Source organism: Paraburkholderia translucens (assembly GCF_020881035.1).
Classification (GTDB): domain Bacteria; phylum Pseudomonadota; class Gammaproteobacteria; order Burkholderiales; family Burkholderiaceae; genus Paraburkholderia; species Paraburkholderia translucens.
In genome coordinates this window covers 355,530-378,900 of record NZ_JAJITC010000003.1, presented here as the reverse complement: position 1 = coordinate 378,900, position 23,371 = coordinate 355,530, and the positions used below count along the sequence as shown (strand labels likewise).

The window sequence follows — 23,371 nt, the reverse complement described above, 5'->3', positions numbered from 1 at the left end:
GGCGGGTGACGACAATGGAACTCGGGCTCAAAAGCAAAGTGGTGCTGATTACCGGCGGCAGCAAAGGCATCGGCTTTGCCTGCGCGCGCGCCTTCGCCCAGGAAGGCGCGAAGGTCGCGATCGTGTCGCGCGATCCCGCCAATCTGGCGCGCGCCTTCGAACAGCTGAAGGAGGAAGGATTTCACGTGCACCGCACGCGCGCCGATCTGCACGAGCCGCACAGCGCCGCCGATATCGTCGAAGAAGTCAGCACCGCGGTGGGTCCGATCGACGTGCTGATCAACAGCGCCGGTGCCGCGCGCCGCTACGACCCGGAAACGCTGGATGCCGATGCATTCCGCGCGACGATGGAAGCGAAGTATTTCCCTTACATCTATCCGCAGCAGGAAGTGCTGCGCCGGATGGCCGAGCGCGCCAAGGCCGACGGCGGTGCCGAGCCGGGCACGATCGTCAATATCATCGGCATGGGCGGCAAAATCGCCACCGACATTCATATCGCGGGCGGCGCGGCCAATGCGGCGCTGATGCTCGCGACCGTCGGCCTCGCGCATTACTACGCGCGCTACGGCATCCGCATCAACGCGATCAACCCGGGCCCGACGCTGACCGAGCGCGTCGAGGAAGCGGTCCGGCTGGAGGCGGCGCAGCAAGGCATCGGTAACGACGAAGCCCTCGCACGCGGCCAGGCCAGGATGCCGCTCGGCCGCTATGCCAGGCCGGAGGAAATCGCCGACGTGGCGCTGTTCCTCGCGAGTCGCCGAGCGAGCTATGTGACCGGCGCGATCATCCCGATGGACGGTGCGAACGCGCCGCTGATCTGAACGCGTCGAGCACCGCGACGGCCGTCAGGACGACGGAATCGCGCTCTGTAAGTTGAACTGCCGAGGCAAACGATGCGATGCAACGGGCGGCTTGAAGCCGAAGCCCGCGCGTGCCGGTAAGCCAGCTCCGGCAGCGCAGGCCCGCATCGCACGGTGATTACAGGAAGTGGTGCCCCACCCACCAGGCCCCGCCCGACAGGATCGCGGAAGCCGGAATCGTCAGAATCCACGCCCAAACGATGTTGCCGGCGACGCCCCAACGCACCGCGCTGAGCTTCTGCGTCGCGCCGACCCCGACGATCGCGCCGGTAATCGTATGCGTGGTGGATACGGGAATGCCGAGCGCTGAGGCGGTAAATAGCGTGATCGCCCCGCCTGCCTCCGCGCAGAAGCCGCCGACTGGCTTGAGCTTGGTGATTTTCTGCCCCATCGTGCGCACGATGCGCCAGCCGCCGAACAGCGTACCGAGACCCATCGACAGATAACAGCCGCCGATCACCCACAGCGGCGGCGCGTCCGCTTTCAGCGACGCAAAGCCCGTTGCGATCAGCAGCATCCAGATGATGCCGATGGTCTTCTGAGCATCGTTGCCACCATGACCGAGGCTATACAGGCCAGCGGAGATCAGCTGCATCCGGCGAAAGCGCCGGTCGACCTTGCTGGGCGGCGTGCGGAAGTACAGCCACGACACCAGCAGCATGAAAAACGAGCCGAGCACGAAGCCGAGCAGCGGCGAAATGAAAATGAACGCCACGGTCTTCATCAGCCCGTCCCAGTTCAGCGCCCCCCAGCCCGACTTCGCGAGCGCCGCGCCCACGAGGCCGCCGATCAGCGCGTGCGACGAGCTGGACGGAATGCCGTACACCCAGGTGATGACGTTCCACACGATCGCACCGACCAGCGCGCCGAAGATCACGTAGTGATCGACGATGTCCGGGTCGATCGTGCCCTTGCCCACGGTGGCGGCCACCTTCAGGTGGAACACGAAGTACGCGATGACGTTGAACGCCGCCGCGAACGCCACCGCCTGCTGCGGCTTCAGCACCCCGGTCGACACGACCGTGGCGATCGAATTGGCCGCGTCGTGAAAGCCGTTCATGAAGTCGAACACCAGCGCAATGGCGACCAGGCCGGCGACGACCCAGATAGCGAGTTGTATCGATTGCATTATGCGTTTTCCAGCACGATGCCTTCGATGATGTTCGCCACATCCTCACATTTGTCCGTGATCGTTTCGAGCAGCTCGTAGATCGCCTTCAGCTTGATCAGGACCTTGACGTCGTCTTCCTCGCGGAACAGCTTCGACATCGCCGCGCGCAGCACGCGGTCGGCTTCCGATTCGAGCCGGTCGATGTCCTCGCAAGCCTTCAGAATCTGGCTCGCCTGCTTCAAGTCCGACAGCAGGCTCACCGCGAACTGCACACGTTCGCAGGTCGCCGTGCAGATATGCGCGAGCTGGCTCGCCTCCGACGTGACCGCTTGCACGTCGTACAGCGAGATCGCGGTGGCGACGTCCTCCATCAGGTCGAGGATGTCGTCCATCGTCGTGATCAGCTTGTGGATCTCGTCGCGGTCGAGCGGCGTGATGAAGGTCTTGTGCAGCAGGTCGATCGCTTCGTGCGTGAGCTTGTCGGCCGCTTTCTCGGCCTTTTGCACGTTCTGTTTGTGGGTTTCGGCGTCCTGCAGATTGTCGATCAGGAGCTCGAGTTCGCGGCTCGCCGAGATGATGCACGTTGCGTGCGAATTGAATATTTCAAAAAACTTGCCCTCGGTGGGCATGAATCGACCGAACATTGGGATCCTGAAAATGGGTCACATAAAGGCTGACATAAAACCGCCATATTGTACCGTTGTGTAACCAACGCCGCACTTGTGACAGCGCCGTTACAACAGCCCGCGACCTTTTGCGTCACTCGCCGCCGTAGAAGTTCTGCGCGCCGGCAAAGTTGTCAAACTTCGTGTATTGACCATGGAACGTGAGCCGAACGGGGCCGATCGGACCATTCCGTTGTTTGCCGATGATGATCTCCGCGGTGCCCTTGTCGGGACTGTCCGGGTTGTACACTTCATCGCGGTAGATGAACAGGATCACGTCGGCGTCCTGTTCGATCGCGCCCGATTCGCGCAGATCCGACATGATCGGCCGCTTGTTCGGCCGCTGCTCGAGACCGCGGTTCAGCTGCGACAACGCGATCACCGGTACGTCGAGCTCCTTCGCGAGGCCCTTGAGCGAACGCGAAATTTCCGAGATTTCGGTCGCACGGTTTTCTCCCGCCGACGAACCGCTCATCAGCTGCAGGTAGTCGATGATGATGAGCCCGAGCTTGCCGCACTGGCGTGAGAGCCGGCGCGCGCGCGAGCGCAGCTCCATCGGGTTCAGACCGCCGGTTTCGTCGATGAAGATCTGTGCCTCGCTCATCTTCTGCACCGCGTGTGTGAGCTTCGGCCAATCCTCGTCGGTGAGCCGCCCGGTGCGCATGCGATGCTGGTCGAGCCGGCCGACCGAGCCGAGCATACGCATCGTGAGCTGCGTGCCCGGCATTTCCATCGAAAACACCGCAACCGGGAGTCCGTACTCGACCGCGACGTATTCGCCGATGTTCATCGAAAACGCCGTCTTACCCATCGACGGACGGCCCGCGACGATGATCAGCTCGCCGCCGTGCATGCCCGAGGTCATACGATCCAGATCGACGAAGCCGGTCGGCGTGCCGGTCACGTCGCTCGGATTGGCGGTGTGATAGAGCGTGTCGATCCGCTCGACCACCTGGGTCAGCAGCGGCCCGATCTCGAGAAAGCCCTGGGTGCCGCGCGCGCCGTCTTCGGCGATCGAAAACACCTTCGATTCGGCTTCGTCCAGCAATTGCCGGACTTCCTTGCCTTGCGGGTTGAACGCGTCAGCGGAGATTTCATCGGCGACCGACACGAGCCGGCGCAGCACCGCGCGGTCGCGCACGATTTCCGCATAGCGGCGAATATTGGCCGCGCTTGGTGTGTTCTGCGCAAGCGCGTTCAGGTAAGCGAGTCCACCGACCTCTTCCGCCTTGCCCGAGGTCCCTAGCGCTTCATAGACCGTCACCACGTCGGCCGGACGCGTGGCCGCGATGAGCTTGCCGATGTGCTCGAAGATGATGCGGTGGTCGTAGCGGTAGAAGTCGCTCTGCGCGAGGAAGTCGGCGATGCGGTCCCAGGCCGCGTTGTCGAGCAGCAGGCCGCCCAGCACCGATTGCTCGGCTTCGATCGAATGCGGCGGGACTTTCAGCGACTCGAGTTGAGGATCTTTGGACGGTGCGTTCATGGGGAGGAATTATCGGGCAATCCGGCGACGGCTGCGAGCGGAAAAAACGCAAAAGAGCAGATAGACGGGAGATAGTCGGGCATAAAAAAAGCAGGGGCCGGTTACCCGGCCCCTGCTCTTCACCAGCAATAAGCTGGCTGATCCTGCCTGATGCTTAGACGTGTTCGCCGATCACGACCACCGTCACATCGACGAGAACGTCGGTGTGCAGCGAAACCTGAACCGGGTGATCGCCAACCATCTTCAGCGGGCCTTCCGGCAGACGCACTTGCGACTTTTCCACTGCGAAGCCTTGCTTGCCCAGTGCTTCGGCGATGTCGGCGTTCGTCACCGAGCCAAACAGACGGCCGTCGACGCCGGCCTTCTGATTGATCTGAACCGACTGGCCTGCCAGCTTTTCGCCTTGAGCTTGAGCGGCCGCCAGCTTTTCAGCCGCGACCTTTTCCAGTTCTGCACGGCGCACTTCGAATTCAGCCAGGGCTTCCTTCGTTGCTCGGCGAGCTTTCTTGTTCGGAATCAGGAAGTTACGTGCGTAACCGTCCTTGACCTTCACGATGTCGCCCAGGTTACCCAGATTGACGACCTTTTCCAGAAGAATGATTTGCATTCGGATGCTCCTTATCGCGTCGTCGGGTTAGGCCTTGTGCTGGTCGGTGTACGGCATCAGCGCGAGGAAACGTGCGCGCTTGATAGCCGTGTCCAGCTGGCGTTGATAATGCGCCTTCGTACCCGTGAGACGTGCCGGCGTGATCTTGCCGTTCTCGCCGATGAAGTCCTTCAGCGTTTCGATGTCTTTGTAGTCGATGTACTCGACGCCAGCAGCCGTGAAACGGCAGAACTTCTTGCGCTTGAAGAGCGGGTTCTGTTGCTGACGACGCTTGTCGAATTTCTTACCAGTCGGGCGGGGCATGATTAGTCCTTTCCAATGTCCTGCAATGCTGTGATGTGAAATACCAGAGTTCGCGCGTTACGATGCTTTTTCGCCAGAAAACCTGTGAAGAGCGTTTCGACACCCATCTGACAGTTCTCGAGCTTACCGCTCGCTTCGCCCGCGGCGACCGCCTGCATGGTCAGCTCGACCTGGCGGGCAATGCCCGCCTCGACGACTTCCGTGCGGTGGTGCAACGTGCAGCTTGCAATCGGAACGCCGGCGGGGGTATACCGCACCGGTTCGCGCTCCACGACGCTCGCCGTCAGTTGCAGCCGGTTCATGTACCTGTGTATGCCTTCGTGTACGTGAGCGGAGCGACGCTGCGTGTCTGGTAGCTTAAATAGTGTGTCTTAAGCCTGCGCTTCGGTCGGCTGAGCGGCTGCCGATTTCTTGGCTTCTTCGCGCTGCACTTCCTTCATCATCGGCGACGGGCCGGTTTCGGCCTTCTTCATCTTGACGATGAGGTGACGCAGAACGGCGTCGTTGAACTTGAACGCGTGTTCCAGCTCCTCGAGCGCGGTCTGGTCGCATTCGATGTTCATGCAGACGTAGTGAGCCTTCGCGAGTTTCTCGATCATGTAGGCCAGTTGGCGACGGCCCCAGTCTTCGACGCGGTGAATCTGACCACCGTGCGACGTGATCGTGCTCTTGTAACGCTCGATCATGGCGGGCACCTGCTCGCTCTGATCGGGATGCACGATAAAGACGATTTCGTAATGACGCATTACACACTCCTTGTGGATTGAAGCCGCCCGGGCGTCGGAACCGGTGCGGCAAGTGAGAAGCCAAAGAGTATAACCCGAACGGGGACGGATTGCAAGGTATTGCGTCGATCCAGCGCCGGAATCGGATGTGTTTTCAAGAGCTTAGGTGTGGCAAGTCACGGAAATCGGGCCGATTTTGCCACTCATCCCGCTTCCGTGCTCTGGCTTCCGCTTTGCAAACGCGCTCTGAGCGCCGCTTCGAGGCCGCGCAACGCATCGGGCGCGGCGTCCGAAATCGCCCACCAGGTCATGCCCGCCGCGTCCCAGTGAGCGATCGAATAGCCGTCGTGACCGAGCAATGCCGGCGCCGCGCCCTCGATGCCACGGGCCGCGCCCCCGCTCGCGGACTGCGGGAACACGTACACGTCGATCACGTGCTTGCCGTAGCGGTACACGAGCACCGCAACCCGCTGATGCGCGATGTAATCGAGCCGGCCGCCTTGCAGCGCGAAGCCGCTCGCCGCGAGATCCTCGACCGGCGGCGAATAGTCGATCCGGCCGTTAAACCACGGCTTGACCGTGTGACGGTCGGTCGAAATCACGTCAATGTCGCGGCCGGAGACCTGCGCGCGCACGTGGCTCTCGATGAGTTCGTCGGCAAATGGCATGAATTCGGCCGGCCGCCGCAGCGTCAGCGTGAGGACCGCCGCGGCCGCGCACAACGCTATCACGAGCGCCGCGAGACTACCGCGCGCGACCGCGCGATTGGCGCCGCCCGTGGCGAGCGGCCCGCCGAAGGCGGTTTGCAGGCCGCGTGAATCGCCCGAGCCGCCCGAACCGCTGAAGCCTCTGAGCCACCTGTCTAGCCACGCGGGCCGCCGCGCCCCGCGACGCTGAGGCCGAGGTTCGTACGTCGCCACGTCCGTCATCCCGGCGCTAGCGCTGCCGACAGCCCCCTCCTCTGCATCTTCAGGCGCCCCCGTCGTGACCGACACCGAAGTTCCCTCTTCGACCGCGCGAGGCAAGCCCGCCACGATCCGCGCCCGCAACGACTGCGGCGCACGATGATACGGTGCCGCGCGCAGCGCGCCGCTCAGCGCGCGCAGGTTGTCGCTCGCGCGCCGGCAGCCGTCGCAGCTGTCGATATGCTGCTGGACCCGGCGCGCATCGGGCGCCGGCAGTTCGTGATCGGCATTCGCATCGAGGAGCGGCCGAGCTTCGTTACAGTTCATCCGGCGTCTCCTGAGCGGGGTCGGCGGCAGCGCCGGGAATGTTGAGGGGCCGGCCGTCGGCAAACGCCCGGAGCTGTGTGACTGTTGCGCTGGCGGGCCCACCCGCCGAGGTTGCGGCCGGGCAGTCGCCGGAACTTCGTGTCGGCCGGGCGGAGGGCGCGGAGGCCGCGGGCTGCGCAACTCGCCCGGGCTGCACGGCCCGATCCGGCGGCGCATGGGTCGGGCCGTGCCCGCCACCCTGTCCGCCTTCGCGTCCCGCGCCTGCCGGTTCTCCCCTGCCTTGCCGCGCCATCAGCACCTCCGCCAGCTTGCGCCGTCCGCGCGCGAGTCGCGACATCACCGTACCGATCGGCACATCGGCCACCACCGCGATCTCCCGGTATCCCATTTCCTCGAGCTCACGCAAAATCAGCACCTCGCGATACTCCACCGGCAAAAGCGCCAATGCGTCGTGCACCTGCCGGACATCCTCGTCGCGGATCAGCAGGGTCTGTGGATCGTCCCCCCCGGCGCTCCAACCGTCGAGGGTGGCGTCGTCCATCGTTTCGTCGAATTCGAGCATGTCGTGCGACGGCGCGCGCCGCCGCCATTCCGTGTACCACGTGCGGCGCACGATCGCGAGCAGCCACGGCCGCGCGGAGTCGCCGCGAAACGTATCGAAGAAGCGGAACGCGCGCATGAACGCTTCCTGCACGACGTCCTCGGCATCGTTCGAGTTGCCGCACAGCCAGCGCGCGAGGTTATACGCGGCGTCGAGATGCGGCAGCGCCAGCTGCTGGAAGCGGCGGCTTTTCGCTGCATCGGCATCGGCGTCGGCGTTGGGCTCGCCCCGCGCGCGGGCGGCGTCTGAATCGATCTGGACCACGTGGGCCCCTCCAAGGGCATGGCGGCTGCATCGTGCGGGTCGCTGTCGCGCGCCCCGCGTCGTGTCGTTCCTGACGTGTCTTTCATTGCGGAACTGGCCATAGGCTCAGTTTATTCCCGCCTCGCGCCGATATTCGCAAAAAGATCGCGCTCGACTGCGAACCGCCCCCCAGCTACTACGACCCCCGGTTCCAGTAGTCGTCGCTCGCGTACACATCCCTCAGATAGTCGATGAAATAGCGCACCCGTGCCGGCACGTAGCGCTGTTGCGGATAGACCGCGAGGATGTCGTAATCGGGCAGCGCATATTCGTCGAGCACGGTTTCAAGCTCGCCGCGCGCGAGCTGCTGCTGGATTTCCCAAGTCGAGCGCCAGCCGAGTCCGAGCCCTTCCGAGACCCAGCGGTGCAGCAGTTCGCCGTCGTTGCAATCGAGCGAGCCGCCCACCCGCACCGTCGCGAGTTTGCCGTTGCGGCGAAAGTACCAGCCGCGGTTCTGCCCGCCTTGCAGATTGAACGCGAGGCAGTTGTGGGCCGGCAGATCCTCGAGCGTCTTCGGCTTCCCGTGGCGGCGGAAATAGTCGGGCGTGCCGCACACGACGCGCCGATTCGACGCCAGCTTCACCGCGACGAAGTTCGGATCGACCGCGCCGCCGATGCGAATCGACAGGTCGTAGCCCTCACGCACCAGATCGACGACCCGGTCGGTCAGATTGAACGACATCTGTAACCCGGGCTTGTCACGCAGAAATGCGGGCGCGAGCGGCGCGACGTGTTTGCGGCCGAACGCAGCCGGCGCCGACACGATCAGATGGCCGCTCACCGTGCGGCGTCCCGCGCTCAGCTCGTTTTCCGCCTGATCCCATTCGCTGAGGAGCACCCGGCAGCGTTCGAGAAACGCGGCACCGTCCTCGCTGACGACGAGCCGCCGCGTCGAGCGGTACATCAGCTTCACGCCAAGGCGTTTTTCGAGCGCGTCGATGCGCCGTCCGAGGATCACCGGCGACACGCCCTCCTCCAGCGCCGCCGCCGCGAGACTGCCCGCGTCGGCGACCCGCACGAAGGTTTCGATCTGCTTGAAGCGGTCCATGCTCGTCTCCCACCGGTCTCAGGTCACAGGCCGGACTGCCGCCAGCCGCGTGCGGTACTTCACGCCATTCAATACTTTTTGTTTTGGAATAAGCGACCCGGACTGATCTTATCAAACCTTTGGTGCAGCCCTACAGTGTCCTCCAACCGACGTAGTTCCCGACATTGAGGAGACATTCATGGCCAAAATGAGAGCCGTCGACGCCGCCGTTCTGGTGCTCGAAAAGGAAGGCATCGATACTGCGTTCGGCGTGCCGGGCGCAGCAATCAACCCGTTCTACTCGGCGATGCGCAAAGCCGGCGGCATCAGCCACGTGCTCGCGCGCCATGTGGAGGGTGCGTCGCACATGGCCGAGGGCTACACCCGCGCACAGCCGGGCAACATCGGCGTGTGCATCGGTACGTCGGGCCCCGCCGGCACCGACATGATCACCGGTTTGTACTCCGCTCAGGCCGACTCGATTCCCATTCTGGCTATCACAGGCCAGGCGCCGCGCGCGCGTCTGTACAAGGAAGACTTCCAGGCCGTCGACATCGAATCGATCGCGAAGCCCGTCACCAAATGGGCCGTGACCGTACGCGAACCGGCGCTCGTGCCGCGCGTGTTCCAGCAGGCGTTCCATCTGATGCGCTCGGGCCGTCCGGGCCCCGTGCTGGTCGATCTGCCGATCGACGTGCAGCTCGCCGAAATCGAGTTCGATATCGACACGTACGAGCCGCTGCCGGTCTACAAGCCGAAGGCGACGCGCAAGCAGATCGAAGCAGCGCTCACGCTGCTCAATGATGCCGACAGGCCGCTGATCGTATCGGGCGGCGGCGTGCTGAACGCCGCGGCCGAAGACCTGCTCGTGAAGTTCGCCGAAACGCTCGGCGTGCCGGTTATCCCGACGCTGATGTCGTGGGGCGCGATTGCCGACGACCATCCGCTGATGGCGGGCATGGTCGGTCTGCAGACCTCGCACCGCTACGGCAACGCGACGATGCTCGCCTCCGACTTCGTGCTCGGCATCGGCAACCGCTGGGCGAACCGTCACACCGGCAGCATCGACGTCTACACGAAAGGCCGCAAGTTCGTGCACGTCGACATCGAACCGACGCAGATCGGGCGCGTGTTCGGACCGGATCTCGGCATCGTGTCCGATGCGAAGGCCGCGCTCGAACTGTTCGTCGAAGTGGCTAGCGAATGGAAGGCCGCGGGCAAGCTCAAGGATCGCAGCGCGTGGGCCGCCGATTGCCAGCAACGCAAGCGCACGATGTTGCGCAAGACGCACTTCGACAACGTGCCGATGAAGCCGCAGCGCGTCTACGAAGAGATGAACCAGGTGTTCGGCCGCGATACCTGCTACGTGAGCACGATCGGTTTGTCGCAGATCGCCGCCGCGCAATTCCTGCACGTCTACAAGGCGCGCAACTGGATCAACTGCGGCCAGGCCGGCCCGCTGGGCTGGACGATTCCGGCGGCGCTCGGCGTGCGCGCGGCCGATCCGCAACGGCCGATCGTCGCGCTGTCAGGAGACTACGATTTCCAGTTCATGATCGAAGAGCTCGCGGCCGGCGCGCAGTTCAAGCTGCCCTATGTGCATGTCGTCGTGAACAACGCCTATCTCGGCCTGATCCGCCAGGCGCAGCGCGCGTTCGAGATGGACTACTGCGTGCAACTCGGATTCGAGAACATCAATTCGCCGCAGACGAACGGCTATGGCGTCGATCACGTAGCGGTTGCCGAAGGTCTTGGCTGCAAGGCGATTCGCGTGTTCAAGCCGGAGGACCTGAAACCGGCGCTACAAAAAGCGCAGTCGATGCTCACCGAGTTCAACGTGCCGGTGATCGTCGAAGTGATTCTCGAACGCATGACGAATATGTCGATGGGCGCCGAGATCGACGCGATCAACGAGTTCGAGGAACTTGCCGAAAAGCGCGCCGATGCGCCGACGGCGATCAGCCTGCTCGACTGAGCGCTGCGCATTCGCGACATGGGCAGCATGCATGACAACAGACGCGCCCTTCCCTGACCGATCCAGGAGACACACGCACCATGCCGAAATTCGCAGCGAACCTGACGATGCTGTTCAACGAAGTGCCGTTCCTCCACCGTTTCGCGGCCGCGGCCAGCGCGGGCTTTCATGCCGTGGAGTTCCTGTTCCCGTATCCGTATTCGATCGCCGAATTGAGCGAACGCTTGCAACAGAACCGCCTGAAGCTGGTGCTGCACAACCTGCCGGCGGGCAACTGGGAAGCGGGCGAACGCGGCATCGCGTGTTTGCCCGATCGGATAGCCGAGTTTCAGGAAGGCGTCGGACGCGCGATCGAATATGCAAGCGCATTGAAGGTCGCGCAACTGAACTGCCTCGTCGGCATTCCAACTGCGAACGTCGACGCGGACACCGCCCGCGCAACGATCGTCGACAACCTGCGTTTTGCCGCGGGCGAGCTGCAAAAGGCCGGCATCCGGCTGCTCGTCGAACCGTGCAACTCGTACGACATTCCGGGTTTCGCGCTGAACCGGTCACGCGATGGACTCGACGTGATTCACGAAGTCGGATCGGACAATCTGTTCCTGCAATACGACATCTATCACATGCAGCGGATGGAAGGCGAACTCGCGGCAACCATCGAAAAGAACCTCGCGCGGATCGCGCATATCCAGCTCGCGGATAACCCGGGGCGCCACGAACCAGGCACCGGCGAAATCAACTATCCGTATCTGTTCGCGCTGCTCGACTCGCTCGGCTACGACGGCTATGTCGGTTGCGAGTACAAGCCGCGCACGACGACCGCGGCTGGCCTTGGCTGGGTGCAAAGCGTGGCCGGCCAGGTGCGAGGCGCGGCGCACGCGGCGGCGTGAGGTTCCTCAGGGCTCCCGACGCCCCCCGGAAACTCCTTGACGTACGCCCCCTATAACCCTGGAGACACACACACATGGCAAAGATCGGCTTCATCGGACTCGGCATCATGGGCGCGCACATGGCGCGCAACCTCATCAAGGGCGGCCACTCCCTGTTCGTCAACGGCGCGTATCCGGTGCCGGACGACATCGCGAAGACAACGAGCGTGGTCGCCAGTTCGACGGCCGTCGCGCAGGCCGCCGACATCGTCATGATCATGGTGCCGGACACGCCCGACGTCGCCAACGTGCTGTTCGCCGACGACGGTGTCGCCGCTGGCCTCACCAAAGGCAAGCTCGTGATCGACATGAGCTCGATCTCGCCGCTCGACACGCAAGCGTTCGCGAAGAAGATCAACGCGCTCGGAGTCGACTATCTAGATGCGCCTGTGTCGGGCGGCGAAATCGGCGCGCGCGAAGCGTCGCTGACGATCATGGTCGGCGGTCCGGAAAAAGCCTTTGCGCTGGCCAGGCCGCTGTTCGAACTGATGGGCAAGAACGTCTCGCTGATCGGCGCGAACGGCGCGGGTCAGACCTGCAAGGTCGCGAACCAGATCATCGTCGCGCTGAATATCGAAGCGGTTGCCGAGGCGCTGCTGTTCGCGTCGCGTTCGGGCGCCGATCCGGAACGGGTGCGCCGCGCGTTGATGGGCGGCTTCGCGTCCTCCCGGATTCTCGAAGTGCATGGCGAGCGCATGACGAAGCGCGCGTTCAACCCGGGCTTTCGTATCGAGCTGCATCAGAAGGACCTGAACCTCGCGCTCGATGGCGCGCGCAAGCTCGGCATCGCGCTGCCGCATACCGCGAGCGCGCAGCAGCTGTTCAGCGTGTGCGCGGCGAATGGCGGCAAGGCGTGGGATCACTCGGCGATGGTGCGCGCGCTCGAGATCATGGCGAATCATGAAATCGCGCAGACACCTGATAGCGAGGAAGCGAAGGCGGCCTGAAGTCGTTGTCTTTGGTTTAGCTCGCCGTCGACGGCGCCGCTTGCCGCTCCGGCATCGGCGAGGTCACGGTGAGTACAGGTGGGGCATCCGTTGGCCGCACGGCAACCCCGGTTGCCGCCGCGGCGCGACGGGCAAATCGCGCCGCTCTGGGCTGAGAGCCGCCAGTGAAGTCCGCAGCGGCACCCGGCGACGACGGGGAAGCCTTGGTCGGTCAGACGTCGTCGTTGGGTGTCCGGCTGCGGGATTCGTCAATCAATACGTATCGAACACCTTCTGCAGCGCAGGCGGCGCCGTATGGCCCGCGGCCAGCGCCAGCATCAACAGCACCCTCGCCTTATATGGATTCAGCGAACCCGCGCTGACGAATCCGAGCGCATCGTCGGCGGCCGCGCCGTTGCGCATCACATGTCCCGAACCCACGCGCGACGCGCGCACCACCGCCACCCCGCGCGACACGCCATCGGCCAGCGCCTGCTGCAACGCCTGATGGATCGAGCCGTTGCCCGTACCCGCCACGACGATGCCCGCTACGCCCGCAGCGACCAGCGCATCGACAGCGATTCGCGATACCCCCGCATAGCTCGTGACGATCTCCACCTGCGGCCACGCCGCATCGATCGCGAACTCGCTTGCGACCGTATGCGCGCGCACCACGCCGCGCTGGAATTCGACGCGGCCATCCTGCACCCAGCCTAGCGCGCCGATCTCGGGCGACTGGAATGCATCGACTGCATAGGTGCTCGTTTTCACGACGTCGCGCGCGCTATGAATCCGGTTGTTGAACGCTACCAGCACGCCCTGCCCGCGCGCCGCCGCGTGCGCGGCGACCGTCACCGCATTCAGCAGATTCAGCGGACCGTCGGCGGAAAGCGCCGACGCTGGGCGCATCGCCGCGGTGAGCACGACCGGCTTGTCCGACTTGACGGTCAGATGCAGCAGATAAGCAGTTTCTTCGAGCGTGTCGGTGCCGTGCGTGACGACCACGCCGTCGACATCGTCCGTCGCGAGCAGCGCGTTGATGCGCTGCGCGAGCGTGGTCCATAGCGGTATCGCCATGTCCTTGCTGTCGACGTTGGCGATCTGCTCGGGCGCGATCCGCGCGACCGTGGACAACGCCGGCACCGCCGCGAGCAGCTGATCGACGCCGACGACGCCCGCCTGATAGCCAGATGTATTGGCGGCATCCGGAGCCGAACCGGCGATCGTGCCGCCGGTCGCGAGCACCGCGATGCGCGGCAGCGTTGGCGTGACGCGATGACCGGGCGGAATCGGGAGAGAGGTGGTCGAGGTATTCATGGCGGCGATTGTAAGCGATGCGCCAGGCGCCGCCACGCGTGGACGACCGGACGCGGGCGCGCCTCGCTTGAGCCTGCGCAACATGCGAGCGGACTTGAATCCAATGTGGCGCCTCGCTGCACTCGTCAGCACACCTATTGACGACGAATATCACCGAACCTTTGATGCCTGATGAAACCCATAGGATGCCATTTTTTATTCGTCATCCTATCCGGATTTTTCAGCGCCGCGGCGCCCAGACAATCGCTGGGAGGACTGGGACTTGGCCTATTTTCGCTCCGCCTCGAAAAACATATTCGGACGCGACCTATATTCGCTGCGTCTCAAAAAATTAAAATGAACACAGTTAAAGAGAATTAACACACCGCTCCCGATTGACCCAGTAGAATCTCGCCGGTTCTTACTGCGGTCGTTAGCTTGCGGAAACTTTATCGTCCCTGTTTTTGCGACTGATATTGAACAACGAAAGCGGTCAGCGTTGATCTTCAAATAGTTCGCATACCTATGTTTCTTAGATCTTAAAAGGAATGATGTCATGAACAAGTCATATGTCAGCGTCTGGAATGAAGCAAGTGGGTCGTGGGTGGCTGTGTCCGAGCAGGCGGCTGCACGCCGAAAGCCAAATAGATCTTCCCGGACGATTGGGACGGCAGTCGCGAATGCGGTGGCTGTCGTAGCCGGTGTCGCGTGTCTTGCCTCATCCGGAACGGCATTCGCGAATAATATGGCCGTTGGTACTGATGTGACGAACGTCGCAACGGGTGCCGCATCCCAGACGGCCCCTAACGGCGGCACTACAGTCGCGGGACAGGATGGTACGAACGGTAACGTTGCGGTTGGACCTGCCGCAATCGCGAACGGCGGATATAGTACAGCGCTGGGAGATGCTGCCCAGTCGACCGGCGGCCAGTCGACGGCAGTTGGCGCCAGTTCCACGGCATCTGGCGCCAGTTCGACTGCCATTGGTGCCAGTTCCACGGCAAGCGAAAGCGGGTCTACGGCTATTGGTGTAAACGCCAAGGCGTTGGATGCGAATTCGACCGCGCTCGGTAACAACGCCTCTGCATCGGCGCAGAACTCGATCGCGCTGGGCGCCAATTCGACGGCGTCAGCTGATCTCTCAGCCGCTTTAGGTTACGAGGCACGCTCGGAAGGGGATTACTCCACGGCGGTCGGTTACCAAGCGTACTCGGCAGGATTGAGGTCCACAGCGCTCGGCAACCAGTCCTACGCGGAAGGCAAGGGCTCTGCTGCACTTGGTGACCGGACTAAGGCGACAGGTGACTGGTCCACGGCGGTTGGTTCAACCTCCGAGTCGGCGGGGGTCAACTCTGCTGCGGTTGGTGCGCTTGCGAAATCGGCAGGGGACTTCTCCGCGGCAGTTGGTTCCAACGCTCAATCGGCAGGACGCGGCTCAATCGCACTGGGTCAAAATGCGTCTGCATCGGAGGATGACTCGGTGGCCTTGGGTTCGAAGTCGATCGCCGACCGCGGCAACGCGGTGTCGGTTGGCAGCACGACGCTCCAGCGTCAGATCATCAATGTGGCGGCCGGCACGCAGGACTCGGACGCGGTTGTTGTGTCGCAACTCAAGGGTGTCACCGCCGCGCTTGGTGGCGGTGCTGCGGTCAATGCCGACGGTTCCATCAATGCGCCTGCCTACACGGTGGGCGGCACGACGGTCAACAACATGGGCGATGCGATCGACAACCTGGACGGTCGCGTGACTGGGAACACGACCAACATTACCGGCCTGGACAGCCGCGTGAGCACGGTGGACAACCGCGTCACCAGCATCGACGGCCGCGTGAGCAACGTGGAAGGCTCGGTCACGAACCTGACGCAGCAACTGGATGGCGGCAGCGTCGGCCTGGTGCAGCAGGATGCGACCAGCAAGGTCATCACGGTGGCCAGTGGTCTGGACGGCACGATGGTGGACTTCAGCGGTACCGAAGGCGTGCGCACGCTGAGCGGCGTGAAGGCCGGTGCGCTGAGCGCCACCAGCACCGAAGCGGTGAACGGCTCGCAGCTGTACGCGACCAACCAGAACGTGACGAATCTCGCCAATGACGTGGCTGCAGTGGCTGGCGCGAATCGCTTCTTCAAGGCCACCGCGGGCCTTACGGGCACCGATGTTGATGCAAGTGCCAGCGATGGCGGGGCTGTGGCTGCCGGCGGAGCAGCCGTGGCTGCGAAACAGGCCACGGCGGTCGGTAATCGAGCCGGCGCGACAGGCCAGGGTTCGACTGCAATTGGTGACAATACCAAAGCGACAGGAGCTTGGTCTACGGCACTTGGTTCAACCGCTGAGTCGTCGGGGGTCAACTCTGCTGCGGTCGGTGCCCGTGCTATTGCGGCGGGAGACTCCTCCACGGCAGTTGGTTTTCTCGCTCAATCGGCAGGGGTCCGCTCGATCGCACTGGGTTCAGGTGCGTCTGCATCGGAGGATGACTCGGTGGCCCTGGGTTCGAAGTCGATCGCCGACCGCGGCAACGCGGTGTCGGTTGGCAGCACGACGCTCCAGCGTCAGATCATCAATGTGGCGGCCGGCACGCAGGACTCGGACGCGGTTGTTGTGTCGCAACTCAAGGGTGTCACCGCCGCGCTTGGTGGCGGTGCTGCGGTCAATGCCGACGGTTCCATCAATGCGCCTGCCTACACGGTGGGCGGCACGACGGTCAACAACATGGGCGATGCGATCGACAACCTGGACGGTCGCGTGACTGGGAACACGACCAACATTACCGGCCTGGACAGCCGCGTGAGCACCGTGGAAGACTCGGTCACGAACCTGACGCAGCAACTGGACGGCGGCAGCGTCGGCCTGGTGCAGCAGGATACGACCAGCAAGGTCATCACGGTGGCCAAGGGCCTGGACGGCTCGACGGTGGACTTCACCGGTACCGACGGCGTGCGCACGCTCGCCGGCGTGAACGCCGGTGCGCTGAGCGCCACCAGCACCGAAGCGGTGAACGGCTCGCAGCTGTACGCGACCAACCAGAACGTGACGGCCAACACGACGAACATCACCGGCCTGGACAGCCGCGTGAGCACGGTGGACAACCGCGTCACCAGCATCGACGGCCGCGTCACCAGCGTCGAAAGCTCGGTCACGAACCTGACGCAGCAACTGGACGGCGGCGTCGTCGGCCTGGTGCAGCAGGATGCGACCAGCAAGGTCATCACGGTGGCCAGGGGCCTGGACGGCTCGACGGTGGACTTCACCGGTATCGACGGCGTGCGCACGCTCGCCGGCGTGAACGCCGGTGCGCTGAGCGCCACCAGCACCGAAGCGGTGAACGGTTCGCAGCTGTACGCGACCAACCAGAACGTGACGGCCAACACGACCGACATCGCGGCCAACACGACGAACATCACCGGCCTGGACAGCCGCGTGAGCACGGTGGACAACCGCGTCACGAGCATCGACGGCCGCGTCACCAGCATCGACGGCCGCGTCACCAGCGTCGAAGGCTCGGTCACGAACCTGACGCAGCAACTGGACGGCGGCAGCGTCGGCCTGGTGCAGCAGGATACGACCAGCAAGGTCATCACGGTGGCCAGGGGCCTGGACGGCTCGACGGTGGACTTCACCGGTACCGACGGCGTGCGCACGCTCGCCGGCGTGAACGCCGGTGCGCTGAGCAACACCAGCACCGAAGCGGTGAACGGTTCGCAGCTGTACGCGACCAACCAGAACGTGACGGCCAACACGACGAACATCACCGGCCTGGACACCCGCGTGAGCACGGTGGACAACCGCGTCACCAGCATCGACGGCCGCGTCACCAGCGTCGAAAGCTCGGTCACGAACCTGACGCAGCAACTGGACGGCGGCGTCGTCGGCCTGGTGCAGCAGGATGCGACCAGCAAGGTCATCACGGTGGCCAGGGGCCTGGACGGCTCGACGGTGGACTTCACCGGTATCGACGGCGTGCGCACGCTCGCCGGCGTGGCCGACGGTGCGGTTGCTGCGGGCAGCAAGGAGGCCATCAACGGCAGCCAGCTGTATGCGAACTCGGCGAGCGTGGCCGCGGGCCTGGGCGGTGGTGCGACGGTGAATGCGGACGGCACGATCTCGGCCCCGAGCTACCGCGTCGGCGGTACGACGGTGCATACCGTGGGCGACGCCGTCACCAACCTCGATGACCGGGTGACGCAGAACACGACGGACATCACGAAGCTGCAGACCCAGGTGGGCGATGTCGGGACGCAACTGTCGGGCGCGGTGCAGTATGACCGTCACATCGACGGTTCGGTGAACTTCGGTTCCGTGACGCTGGGTGCTGGCTTGAACGCAGGTCCGGTGATCCTGACCAATGTGGCAAATGGCACGAGCCAGTACGACGCGGTGAACTACGGTCAGCTGTCGGCTTTGCAGGACCAGGTGACGGATCTGAACGGCCAGGTGCAGGATCTAGGTTCGCAAATGTCGAACATCCAGGCGGGCAGCCCGGACCTCACTGTCCCGGATGCTACGTCGTCGGACAACGGCAAGGACCCAGTAGTCAATGCAGCGGCGCCGGGTACCGGTGCAGCCAGCACGGTGGTCGGGGCAAACGCCAATGCAGCGGCGGACAACACGGTGGCAGTGGGCAACAACGCGGCGGCGACCGGCGTCAACTCGACGGCGATCGGCACGGGCTCGCAGGCTGGCAATGCGAACTCGGTGGCGTTGGGTCAAGGTTCGGTGACGGATCGCGACAACTCGGTGTCGGTGGGCTCGGCGGGCAACGAACGCCAGATCACCAACGTTGCAGCGGGTACGGCAGACACGGATGCAGTCAATGTCGGTCAGATGAACAGTTCGGTCGCACGGGGCGTGCAGCAGGCCAACAGCTACACCGATCAGCGTTTCGGCGAGATGAATAACGCGATTAACAACGTTGCGAAAAATGCGTACGCGGGTATCGCGGCAGCGATGGCAATGCCGAACATGACGCCGTCGGGTCCGGGCAAGACGATCGTCGCAGCGGGTGGCGCGACGTATAAGGGCGGCAGCGCCGCAGCAGTAGGCGCGACGTACCGTTCACGCAACAATAAGTGGCTCGTCAACGCCGCGGTATCGGTTACGTCGACTGGCGACGCTGGCGTACGTGCTCAGATTGGCTACGAGTTCTAACAGCCATTTCACGTAAAAGAGGGGAGGTCCGTTAGTTCAGCATTCGTGTAGCGGGCGTTTGGAAAGAGTCTTGCCGGGACTGGCAAGACTCTTTTTCTTTTGTGCGCCCCCCCCCCCCGCGGGTGCAAGCCCCACCGTCAGCTGTTCGCGGCTTTAAGCCGCCTCACGCAGTTGCGCCGCGATATCGACCTCGTTCAGTTGCGGCGCGAACATTTCGATCAACCGGTACGCGTACGCGCGCAGGAACGCCCCCTTGCGCAAGCCGACGCGAGTCGTGCTCGCCTCGAAGAGATGCTGCGTGTCGAGCGCGACGAGCTCAGTGTCGCGCTTCGGGTCGTAGGCCATCGCCGCCACCACGCCGATACCCATGCCGAGCTCGACGTAGGTCTTGATCACGTCGGCGTCGATCGCGGTCAACACGACGTCGGGCAGCGCACCCGCTTTGGCGAACGCCTGATCGATATGCGAGCGGCCCGTGAAGTCCTGGTCATAGGTGACGATTGGGAATTCGGCAATCTCCTCGAGCGTCAAATTCGAGCGGCCGACGAGCGGATGATCCTTCGGCACCACCACCACGTGATGCCACGAATAGCACGGGAACGTGACGATGTCGGGGAAGCGGTCGAGCGCTTCGGTCGAGATGCCGATATCCGCCTCGCCGTTGATGATCATTTGCGCGATCTGCTGCGGGCTGCCCTGGCGCAGCGCCAGGTGCACTTTGGGGAACACCGACGTGAACTGCCGGACCACCTTCGGCAACGCGTAGCGGGCCTGCGTATGGGTGGTCGCGACGACGAGGTGGCCGCTGTCCTGATCGGCGAACTGACGCGCAACGCGGCGCAGATTCTCCGCATCGAGCAGCATCCGCTCGATCAGCTGATGCACGGCCTTGCCCGGCTCGGTGAGGCCCGTCAGACGCTTGCCGCGGCGAATGAAGATGTCCACGCCGAGCTCGTCCTCGAGATCCTTGATCTGCTTGGACACGCCCGATTGCGACGTGTACAGCACATTCGCCACTTCGGTCAGGTTCATGTTCTGACGCACGGCCTCGCGCACGAAGCGCAACTGCTGGAAATTCATCGATTTGTCTCCGGAAACACGCGCAACGCGCGCGGCACTGCCGTCACGCCGTCGCCTATTGTTAGTTGCAGATCGCGCCACGTTTCGCGATCGAGTTCCGCTTCGAGCAGATTGCCCTCGCGGCCCGCGAGCTCGACGCGCACCGAGCCGCCGAGCGTCACCACGCGCCGCACGTCGACGACGATGCCCTCGCGATGTCCGGCCGTCTGCGGATAAAGCTGCAAATCGTGCGGCCTCACATAAGCGCACGCAGGACCACTGAAATCAGCCGTGATCGCAACCGGCAGCGCGGCGCCGTCGACGACGAAGCCTCGCGCATCGACGTTGCCGCGCAGACGGTTCGCCGCGCCGAGGAACTCGTAGACGAATGGCGTCTGCGGGTGGTCGTACACATCCTGCGGGCTGCCTGTCTGCTCGACATGCCCGCGATTGAGCACGACGATGCGGTCGGCCACTTCGAGCGCTTCCTCCTGGTCGTGCGTGACGAAGATCGTCGAAATATGCAGATCGTCATGCAGGCGACGCAGCCAGCTGCGCAGTTCCTTGCGCACCTTCGCGTCGAGCGCGCCGAACGGCTCGTCAAGCAGCAGTACCTTCGGCTCCACAGCCAATGCGCGCGCGAGCGCGATGCGCTGCCGCTGACCACCCGAAAGCTCCGACGGATAGCGCTGCGCGAGCCAGTCGAGCTGCACGAGCTTCAACAGTTCGTGCACCTTCTCGCGAATCGTCCTTTCCGACGGACGCTCCTTGCGCGGCTTCACGCGCAGCCCGAACGCGACGTTTTCGAAAACCGTCATATGACGGAACAGCGCGTAATGCTGGAAAACGAAGCCCACTTCGCGCTCACGCGCGCCGACCGCCGCGACGTCCTGGCCTTGCAGCTCGACCTGGCCGCCGTCCGCGTATTCGAGGCCGGCGATCACCCGCAGCAGCGTCGTCTTGCCGCAACCCGACGGCCCGAGCAGCGCGACGAGTTCGCCCGGCGGAAAGTCGAGCGACACGTCGTCGAGCGCGACGAAATCGCCGAAGCGCTTTTGCAGGTTACGAACGGTGATACCCATTTACAGCTCTCCTTGCTTGAGCGGATGTCGCTGCGACGCAGGCGTGGCGTTGACGAAAAACGAATGAGAACCGGACTGCGCACTGCCGGCCTGTGAGGCGGCGGATGGCACCGGCCCCGCATACGCGGGCACCTCGCGCGCGGCCGACAGGTCCGCCGACATATGACGCTCGGCCAGCAGCTTCAGCCCAAGCGTCACGAGCGCGAGCAGCGCGAGCAGCGACGCCACGGCGAACGCGGCCGAGAAGTTGTATTCGTTGTAGAGAATTTCGACGTGCAGCGGCATCGTGTCGGTCTGCCCGCGAATATGGCCCGACACGACCGAGACCGCGCCGAACTCGCCCATCGCGCGCGCATTGCACAGAATCACGCCGTACAGCAGACCCCATTTGACGTTCGGCAGCGTGACGCGCCGGAACGTCTGCCAGCCCGAGGCGCCGAGCACGCGCGCGGCTTCTTCCTCGTCGTTGCCCTGCGCCTGCATGAGCGGAATCAGTTCGCGCGCGACGAACGGGAACGTGACGAAGATTGTCGCGAGCACGATGCCCGGCACCGCGAAAATGATCTGCACGTTGTGATCCTGGAGCCACGGGCCGAACCAGCCCTGCGCGCCGAACATCAGCACGTAGATCAGACCGGAGATCACCGGCGACACCGAGAACGGCAAATCGATCAGCGTGGTCAGGAGCGCCTTGCCGCGGAAGTCGAACTTCGCGATACACCACGACGCCGCGAGGCCGAACACGAGATTCAGCGGCACCGCGATCGCCGCGGTGAGCAGCGTCAGTTTGATGGCCGACAGCGCATCGGCATCGACGAGCGCTTCGAAGTAAAAGCGCAGCCCTTTGTTCAGCGCCTGATAGAACACCGCGGCGAGCGGCACGACCAGAAACAGCGCGAGAAACAGCAGCGCGAGGCCGATCAGCAGCCAGCGCACGACGGGCGGCTCGCTGACCGGATCGGGGCGACGCACGGCGCGCGCCGGATTCGTCGGAACGCGGCTCATTGCACGCCTCCACCGATGGCGGCGACGTTCGTGGCCGCCGGCGCCGGCCCTGTGTTGCCGCGGCTCGTGCGCCGCTGCAGATACCACTGCAACGTGTTGATCAACAGCAGCATCAGGAACGACACGACCAGCATCACGACCGCGAGCGCCGTCGCACCCGCATAGTCGTATTGCTCGAGCTTGGTGATGATCAGGAGCGACGTGATCTCGGACTTCATCGGCACATTGCCCGCGATGAAGATCACCGAGCCGTATTCGCCGAGTGCGCGCGCGAAGGCGAGCGCGAAGCCGGTCAGGAGCGCCGGGAACACAGCCGGCAGCACCACGCGGCGAAACGTCAGCCAGCGCGACGCGCCGAGGCACGCGGCCGCCTCCTCCTGCTCACGCTCGAACTCCTCGAGCACCGGCTGCACCGTGCGCACGACGAAAGGCAGGCCGATGAACGTCAGCGCGACCAGCACCCCGGCCGGCGTGAACGCGATCTTGATGCCGAGCGGCGCGAGGAACTGGCCGATCCAGCCGTTGCCTGCATACACGGCCGCGAGCGAAATGCCCGCGACCGAGGTGGGCAGCGCGAACGGCAGATCGACGACCGCATCGACGATGCGCTTGAAGGGAAACGTGTAGCGCACCAGCACCCACGCGACGAGAAAGCCGAACACGGCGTTGATCAGCGCGCCGCCGAGCGCCGAGAAAAACGTCAGCCGGTATGAAGCGAGCACGCGCGGCGAGCTGACTGCCCGCACGAACTGGTCCCAGTCGAGCGTCGCGGTTTTCAGAAAGGTCGCCGCCAACGGAATCAGCACCACGAGGCTCAGATAAGCCACCGTGATGCCGAGTGTCAGGCCAAAACCGGGCAATGCGCTCGGCTTGCGGAAGGTCAACGTGGTCATGCTGGATACTCGTTCATGGTTGATGCTCGCGCGGTTGTTCGTGTTGCCGTGTTGCCGTGTTGTCGTGATGTGGTACTGCGGTACTGCCGGCCACCGGCGTCCGGTTGGCCGAAAGCGCGCCGATTGGGCGCGCCCTCTTTCCTCTG

20 protein-coding genes are annotated in these 23,371 nt (G+C 64.0%); 5 read left to right on the top strand and 15 right to left on the bottom strand.

The window, feature by feature from the left end:
- Positions 1-14 precede the first annotated feature (14 nt).
- Positions 15-821, top strand: a complete 807-nt coding sequence (locus LJ655_RS07295; protein ID WP_230560577.1) for an SDR family NAD(P)-dependent oxidoreductase — start codon at positions 15-17, stop codon at positions 819-821.
- Positions 822-978: 157 nt separating this feature from the next.
- Here the strand turns inward: LJ655_RS07295 and LJ655_RS07290 are convergent, their stop codons facing one another.
- The 10 genes from LJ655_RS07290 to LJ655_RS07245 form a co-directional block, all read right to left on the bottom strand.
- Entirely contained in the window at positions 979-1,989 is a 1,011-nt protein-coding gene (locus LJ655_RS07290; RefSeq protein ID WP_230560576.1) for an inorganic phosphate transporter, read from the bottom strand.
- A complete protein-coding gene (locus LJ655_RS07285; RefSeq protein ID WP_230560575.1) occupies positions 1,989-2,615 on the bottom strand; it encodes a DUF47 domain-containing protein in 627 nt (208 codons plus the stop codon). Before LJ655_RS07285 ends, LJ655_RS07290 begins: the two co-directional genes overlap by 1 nt.
- Positions 2,616-2,730: 115 nt before the next feature.
- On the bottom strand, positions 2,731-4,119 hold the full coding sequence (locus LJ655_RS07280) for a replicative DNA helicase (RefSeq protein ID WP_176108683.1): 1,389 nt from the start codon (positions 4,117-4,119) through the stop codon (positions 2,731-2,733).
- A 154-nt stretch (positions 4,120-4,273) separates the two neighbouring features.
- Complete coding sequence (gene rplI, locus LJ655_RS07275) at positions 4,274-4,726, bottom strand: 50S ribosomal protein L9 (RefSeq protein WP_230560574.1); 453 nt, start codon at positions 4,724-4,726, stop codon at positions 4,274-4,276.
- 27 nt (positions 4,727-4,753) lie between these two features.
- Entirely contained in the window at positions 4,754-5,029 is a 276-nt protein-coding gene (rpsR, locus tag LJ655_RS07270) for a 30S ribosomal protein S18 (protein WP_008922421.1), read from the bottom strand.
- 2 nt (positions 5,030-5,031) lie between these two features.
- Positions 5,032-5,331 carry a primosomal replication protein N gene (gene priB / locus LJ655_RS07265; RefSeq protein WP_008922420.1) on the bottom strand — a complete coding sequence of 100 codons (300 nt, stop codon included), beginning with the start codon at positions 5,329-5,331 and terminating at the stop codon, positions 5,032-5,034.
- 69 nt (positions 5,332-5,400) lie between these two features.
- Positions 5,401-5,775, bottom strand: coding sequence for a 30S ribosomal protein S6 (gene rpsF, locus LJ655_RS07260; RefSeq protein WP_230560573.1), 375 nt, complete (start codon positions 5,773-5,775; stop codon positions 5,401-5,403).
- Between the two features lie 182 nt (positions 5,776-5,957).
- Positions 5,958-6,986: an anti-sigma factor family protein gene (locus LJ655_RS07255; protein ID WP_230560572.1), complete on the bottom strand. Its 1,029-nt coding sequence runs from the start codon at positions 6,984-6,986 to the stop codon at positions 5,958-5,960.
- The gene (locus LJ655_RS07250) at positions 6,976-7,851 is read right to left on the bottom strand and encodes an RNA polymerase sigma factor (RefSeq protein WP_230560571.1); all 876 of its coding nucleotides are present in this window, start codon (positions 7,849-7,851) and stop codon (positions 6,976-6,978) included. The genes LJ655_RS07255 and LJ655_RS07250 overlap by 11 nt, the downstream gene beginning before the upstream one ends.
- Before the next feature lie 175 nt (positions 7,852-8,026).
- Positions 8,027-8,938 carry a LysR family transcriptional regulator gene (locus LJ655_RS07245; RefSeq protein ID WP_230560570.1) on the bottom strand — a complete coding sequence of 304 codons (912 nt, stop codon included), beginning with the start codon at positions 8,936-8,938 and terminating at the stop codon, positions 8,027-8,029.
- A 178-nt stretch (positions 8,939-9,116) separates the two neighbouring features.
- On the opposite strand from LJ655_RS07245, the gene gcl reads away from it, so the two are divergent.
- From gcl to LJ655_RS07230, 3 genes are all read left to right on the top strand, one after another.
- Complete coding sequence (gcl, locus tag LJ655_RS07240; RefSeq protein WP_230560569.1) at positions 9,117-10,892, top strand: glyoxylate carboligase; 1,776 nt, start codon at positions 9,117-9,119, stop codon at positions 10,890-10,892.
- Positions 10,893-10,972: 80 nt separating this feature from the next.
- Positions 10,973-11,782: a hydroxypyruvate isomerase gene (gene hyi, locus LJ655_RS07235; RefSeq protein ID WP_230560568.1), complete on the top strand. Its 810-nt coding sequence runs from the start codon at positions 10,973-10,975 to the stop codon at positions 11,780-11,782.
- A 74-nt stretch (positions 11,783-11,856) separates the two neighbouring features.
- Positions 11,857-12,768, top strand: a complete 912-nt coding sequence (locus LJ655_RS07230; RefSeq protein WP_230560567.1) for a 2-hydroxy-3-oxopropionate reductase — start codon at positions 11,857-11,859, stop codon at positions 12,766-12,768.
- A 252-nt stretch (positions 12,769-13,020) separates the two neighbouring features.
- On the opposite strand, the gene LJ655_RS07225 is transcribed toward LJ655_RS07230, so the two are convergent.
- A complete protein-coding gene (locus tag LJ655_RS07225) occupies positions 13,021-14,064 on the bottom strand; it encodes an asparaginase (protein ID WP_230560566.1) in 1,044 nt (347 codons plus the stop codon).
- Between the two features lie 535 nt (positions 14,065-14,599).
- On the opposite strand from LJ655_RS07225, the gene LJ655_RS07220 reads away from it, so the two are divergent.
- The gene (locus LJ655_RS07220; RefSeq protein ID WP_329959685.1) at positions 14,600-19,186 is read left to right on the top strand and encodes a YadA-like family protein; all 4,587 of its coding nucleotides are present in this window, start codon (positions 14,600-14,602) and stop codon (positions 19,184-19,186) included.
- 153 nt (positions 19,187-19,339) lie between these two features.
- Here the strand turns inward: LJ655_RS07220 and LJ655_RS07215 are convergent, their stop codons facing one another.
- Genes LJ655_RS07215 through cysT form a run of 4 tightly spaced genes read right to left on the bottom strand, consistent with a single transcriptional unit; the run spans position 19,340 to position 23,225 of the window.
- Positions 19,340-20,266 (bottom strand): CysB family HTH-type transcriptional regulator, encoded by a 927-nt coding sequence (locus tag LJ655_RS07215; protein ID WP_230560564.1) that lies wholly within the window; start codon positions 20,264-20,266, stop codon positions 19,340-19,342.
- Positions 20,263-21,327, bottom strand: a complete 1,065-nt coding sequence (locus LJ655_RS07210) for a sulfate/molybdate ABC transporter ATP-binding protein (protein WP_230560563.1) — start codon at positions 21,325-21,327, stop codon at positions 20,263-20,265. The genes LJ655_RS07215 and LJ655_RS07210 overlap by 4 nt, the downstream gene beginning before the upstream one ends.
- The gene (gene cysW, locus LJ655_RS07205; RefSeq protein WP_230560562.1) at positions 21,328-22,332 is read right to left on the bottom strand and encodes a sulfate ABC transporter permease subunit CysW; all 1,005 of its coding nucleotides are present in this window, start codon (positions 22,330-22,332) and stop codon (positions 21,328-21,330) included.
- Positions 22,329-23,225, bottom strand: coding sequence for a sulfate ABC transporter permease subunit CysT (gene cysT, locus LJ655_RS07200; protein ID WP_230560561.1), 897 nt, complete (start codon positions 23,223-23,225; stop codon positions 22,329-22,331). Before cysT ends, cysW begins: the two co-directional genes overlap by 4 nt.
- Between the last annotated feature and the right edge of the window lie 146 nt (positions 23,226-23,371).